Origin of the sequence: Microcystis sp. M53602_WE12 (assembly GCF_030065455.1) — a bacterium.
GTDB lineage: Bacteria > Cyanobacteriota > Cyanobacteriia > Cyanobacteriales > Microcystaceae > Microcystis > Microcystis aeruginosa.
On sequence record NZ_JASJFB010000456.1, the window covers coordinates 1 to 3,988 of the forward strand.

At 37.5% G+C, this 3,988-nt stretch carries 6 protein-coding genes; 5 read left to right on the forward strand and 1 reads right to left on the reverse strand.

Going from position 1 to position 3,988, the window contains the following annotated elements; genetic code table 11:
• Positions 1-329 precede the first annotated feature (329 nt).
• Positions 330-518, reverse strand: coding sequence for a type II toxin-antitoxin system HicA family toxin (locus PX482_RS15255; RefSeq protein WP_002763461.1), 189 nt, complete (start codon positions 516-518; stop codon positions 330-332).
• A gap of 225 nt (positions 519-743) precedes the next feature.
• On the opposite strand from PX482_RS15255, the gene PX482_RS15260 reads away from it, so the two are divergent.
• From PX482_RS15260 to PX482_RS15280, 5 genes are all read left to right on the forward strand, one after another.
• The gene (locus tag PX482_RS15260) at positions 744-1,172 is read left to right on the forward strand and encodes an element excision factor XisH family protein (RefSeq protein ID WP_002763459.1); all 429 of its coding nucleotides are present in this window, start codon (positions 744-746) and stop codon (positions 1,170-1,172) included.
• Positions 1,148-1,474, forward strand: coding sequence for a XisI protein (locus tag PX482_RS15265; RefSeq protein ID WP_002734933.1), 327 nt, complete (start codon positions 1,148-1,150; stop codon positions 1,472-1,474). The genes PX482_RS15260 and PX482_RS15265 overlap by 25 nt, the downstream gene beginning before the upstream one ends.
• Positions 1,475-1,603: 129 nt before the next feature.
• Positions 1,604-1,846, forward strand: coding sequence for a hypothetical protein (locus PX482_RS15270; RefSeq protein WP_002763457.1), 243 nt, complete (start codon positions 1,604-1,606; stop codon positions 1,844-1,846).
• Positions 1,847-1,857: 11 nt separating this feature from the next.
• On the forward strand, positions 1,858-2,253 hold the full coding sequence (locus tag PX482_RS15275; protein ID WP_002763455.1) for a type II toxin-antitoxin system VapC family toxin: 396 nt from the start codon (positions 1,858-1,860) through the stop codon (positions 2,251-2,253).
• A 17-nt stretch (positions 2,254-2,270) separates the two neighbouring features.
• Positions 2,271-3,863, forward strand: a complete 1,593-nt coding sequence (locus PX482_RS15280; protein WP_288027125.1) for a phospholipase D-like domain-containing protein — start codon at positions 2,271-2,273, stop codon at positions 3,861-3,863.
• Positions 3,864-3,988: the final 125 nt, after the last annotated feature.

Below are 3,988 nucleotides of genomic sequence, written 5' to 3' on the forward strand. Positions count from 1 at the left end.
AACCCTTATAGAGAAAGGCATTTAGCGATTTTTGTCAATTGTTTTTATCTAGAGCGAACTAATCAATTAAGTCTCTTGCCAGATAAGGATTTAGTCGATTTATGCCCCCCTATCGAACCATAACAAGTAACGAAGAGCCCAATAAAACGCTCCAAGGAATCACTAACCATCGCTGTTCTGTCAAGTAACTCATGACATCCGAATGTACCCGGTTTGAATTGCTCAAGAACCTGTTGTTCTTGTTCTTGGAGGAAGTCTTTTAACTCTTCTTGACGCTCTATTTCAATAGCGTTATCCTTAACCACAACCATACTATTCAATTCAGTCATTCAACCCTCCAATTCAGCTTGCCGTAGAATGTTTTTGTAAGTTCCGATAGGTATATCATCTGACAGTTTACAAGGAACGGTAACTTTACTCAGCTTGACAGGGTGTTTAAACTGACGATGGCTTCCTTTTTGCGAAACTTGCAACCAACTATCATCAATTAGGCGACAGATAACCTCACGAACCCTCATACCCTTAATTTTAACCTACACTTATCTTATCGAAAATTTGGGTTTAAAACCCCGTCCTTTTAGGACGGCTTTAAGCTACAATGGAAAATGAAGTCAACTTCTTAAAGAAGTCGGGTATCTGAAATCATCACAGAAGAGGAGAAATAACAAGAAGGATTTCCTAGACTGTGAACCTTAAGATTGTTACAAGATGCTAAAATTAGGAAAACCTGCTAAAATCAGGATATGCCAGCTAAAGATACCTTTCACCATGCTGTCCGAAATGCACTCATAAAAGCAGGTTGGACGATTACCCATGATCCTTTTACCCTAGAGTTTGAAGATGTTAACTTTTATGTGGACTTAGGAGCAGAAAAAGTTATTGCAGCACAAAAAGAACGAGAAAAAGTTGCCATTGAAATCAAAAGTTTCTTAAGAGATTCAATTGTTACAGAACTACATTTAGCCTCTGGACAATATCTTAACTACCGTTTTGCTCTTTCGGAAATTGAACCTGATAGAACCCTATACTTAGCCATCCCTAATGATACTTATGAAGTGTTTTGTCATAGCCGTTTTGTTCAAAGAATTCTAGAACATTATCAAATCAAAATTATTGTCTATAACCCTGAAATAGAGGAGATCGTAGAATGGCAATCAACTACAGTGAATTAGTTAAATCCCTAATTGAAGAACAAGCTAAAATTCAGCAGTCTAGTGAAATTTCCCTAGAAATAATCTTTGACGATCTGAGAAAACATTATTTATTAGTACAAGTTGGTTGGCATAATAATCATTGGATTTATGGATGTCTTTTACATTTAGATATTATTAACAACAAAGTTTATATTCAACAGAACAACACAGAAATTTCGGTGGCTGAAAAGTTAGTTGAACTAGGAATTCCTAAAACAGATATTGTCATCGGATTTCACTCTCCATTTAAACGAAAATTCACAGAATATGCCATTAATTAGGAGTACAAATAAAATGGAAAAACAAATTATAAAACATTAGAATTACCAATAGAATTAATTCAAGAAACTCTCTCTATTCTAGATCGTGAAACTGCCGTCTTAGTTGAGCAAGCTTTATCCTAAACTACCATGAAAATACAAGGAATTATCAAAGGCAATACTATCGAGCTATTAGAGGATTTATCTCTTCCTAATGGCGTAAAAATTTCTCTGGAAATCCCCGATAATTTAATTCAAAAAAAATTATTGTGGGAAGAATTAGAAACTCTTATTGGAGTATGGAAAAATCAACCAGAACTCGATGATATTTTTTCTGAAATTGACCAAGAACGCCATGCCGATCTAGGTGTGGAAATTAAATTCGATGATTAAGCCGAAAATTCATGTATTTACTGGATACTAACATCCGTATTGCCATTCTCAAAGGGAATCTGACGGTCGTTTCACATTTTAGACTTAAGTATCAGGAATCTTACCTGTCCACTTTAGTCTTAGGGGAGCTATATAAAGGAGTTTATTGCTCAACTCAGCTAGAACGTAACTTAGATACATTAACTAGATTTGCCAACCAGTTACCGATAATAGCTTTTGATCAACAAGCTGCAATCGAATTTGGCAAAATTCAATCTGAACTTAGAAAAATTGGCAAACCAACAGGACAGTTAGATGCTTTAATCGCAAGCGTTGCTCGTTCTCGGCAGGATATTTTAGTAACCGATAATACTCGTCATTTTGAAAATATTTCTAATCTAGTAATAGAAAACTGGTTACAGCCCTAAAATTAAAAAATCGAACTATGCCTACCCACGACATCATCGACAATCGCCAGCAAAAATTAGTCGATAACATCAACCAAATTCTCCACTCTTCAGAAGCCGCTCATTTTGCCGTCGGTTACTTTTTCCTCTCCGGCTTTACTGCGATCGCAACTCGTCTCGCCACCATCCCACAAATGCGCCTCCTAATTGGCAACACCAGCAACCGGGAAACCATCGAACAATTAGCAGAAGGCTACCGCCGCTTAGAATTAATTAAAAACCATCTGGAAGCACAAGAATACCCCAAACGGACAGAACGCAAGCAGATGGCAACAGAAACCGCCGACAATATTCGTTCCAGCGTCGAACTGATGGACCAAACAGATGAAGCAGAAACCTTAGTAAAAAATCTGGTTCAAATGATTGAAGAAAAACGCCTTCAGGTGCGAGTTTATACTAAAGGGCGACTCCACGCTAAAGCCTATATCTTCGACTACGGGACAATTTATAACCAGCAGGGACAACCTTTGGAACGTCAAGAAAAAGGCCTTGCTATCGTTGGTTCTTCTAACCTTACTTTATCAGGAATTTCCCACAATACCGAACTTAATGTTATCGTTCACGGTAATGAAAATCATGCCAGTTTAACAGAATGGTTCAATCAACTTTGGCAGGAAGCAACAGAATTTGATGAAACACTGATGCAGTCTTTACAACAGTCTTGGGCGATGATGCCAGTACGTCCCTACGACATCTATATGAAAACTCTCTATATGCTCGTGCGCGATCGATTGACAGAAGAAACTGCCAGTGAAATGATGATAGATAACGAAATTACCGAGAAACTAGCAGACTTTCAAAAAGTAGCAGTTAACCAAGCTGTTAAACTCATCCGCGAGTATGGAGGTTGTTTCGTTTCCGATGTGGTAGGACTAGGAAAAAGCTTTATTGGTGCTGCCATTGTCAAACGCTTTGAACAAGTGGAAAAAGCCCGCCCCTTAATTATTTGTCCAGCGCCACTGGTGGAAATGTGGGAACGCTACAACGAAATTTATCAACTTAACGCCCGCGTTTTATCGATGGGATTGCTGCGGGAAGATGAAACCAGTGGCATCAGAGTTTTATTAGAAGATTTTAAATACAAAGATCGAGATTTTATCTTAATTGATGAAAGTCATAACCTGCGGAATGCCGCAACCCAAAGATATAAAATCGTCGAAGCCTTTTTAGCAGCCGGGAGACAATGCTGTTTTTTAACAGCAACTCCTCGCAATAAAAGTGCTTGGGATATTTACCATCAGATTAGGCTCTTTCATCAAGATGATAAGACAGATTTACCCATAGATCCGCCCGATCTAAAAGAGTATTTTAGATTAGTAGAGAAAGGGGAAAAACAGTTACCTGACTTGTTATCTAATATCTTGATCCGGCGCACTCGCAACCACATTTTGCGCTGGTATGGCTTTGATGCTAAGACTCATAAACCCGTAGATTCAGACAATTTCAAGGATTATTTAAACGGAAATCAACGCGCTTACGTTATTGTGGGTGGTAAGCATCAGTTTTTTCCCAAAAGAGAACTACAAACCATTGAATATAGTATTGAAGATACCTATAGACCTCTTGCATAATTTTTTTATGGTATAATATAAGGTTTTGCTTTTTTCTCAATTCTTAGATTGAAGTGGAAAAAAGAATAAAATGTGATCTTAGGTCAGGAAATCATCTATAATTTTGCTATGTTTATTAGCAAAAT

Excerpts from the sequence above, each read along its gene's own strand:
- PX482_RS15260 (WP_002763459.1), top strand. The coding sequence starts at position 744 with ATGCCAGCTAAAGATACCTTTCACCATGCTGTCCGAAATGCACTCATA.
- PX482_RS15280 (WP_288027125.1), top strand. The coding sequence starts at position 2,271 with ATGCCTACCCACGACATCATCGACAATCGCCAGCAAAAATTAGTCGAT.
- PX482_RS15255 (WP_002763461.1), bottom strand. The coding sequence starts at position 518 with ATGAGGGTTCGTGAGGTTATCTGTCGCCTAATTGATGATAGTTGGTTG.
- PX482_RS15265 (WP_002734933.1), top strand. The coding sequence starts at position 1,148 with ATGGCAATCAACTACAGTGAATTAGTTAAATCCCTAATTGAAGAACAA.
- PX482_RS15275 (WP_002763455.1), top strand. The coding sequence starts at position 1,858 with ATGTATTTACTGGATACTAACATCCGTATTGCCATTCTCAAAGGGAAT.
- PX482_RS15270 (WP_002763457.1), top strand. The coding sequence starts at position 1,604 with ATGAAAATACAAGGAATTATCAAAGGCAATACTATCGAGCTATTAGAG.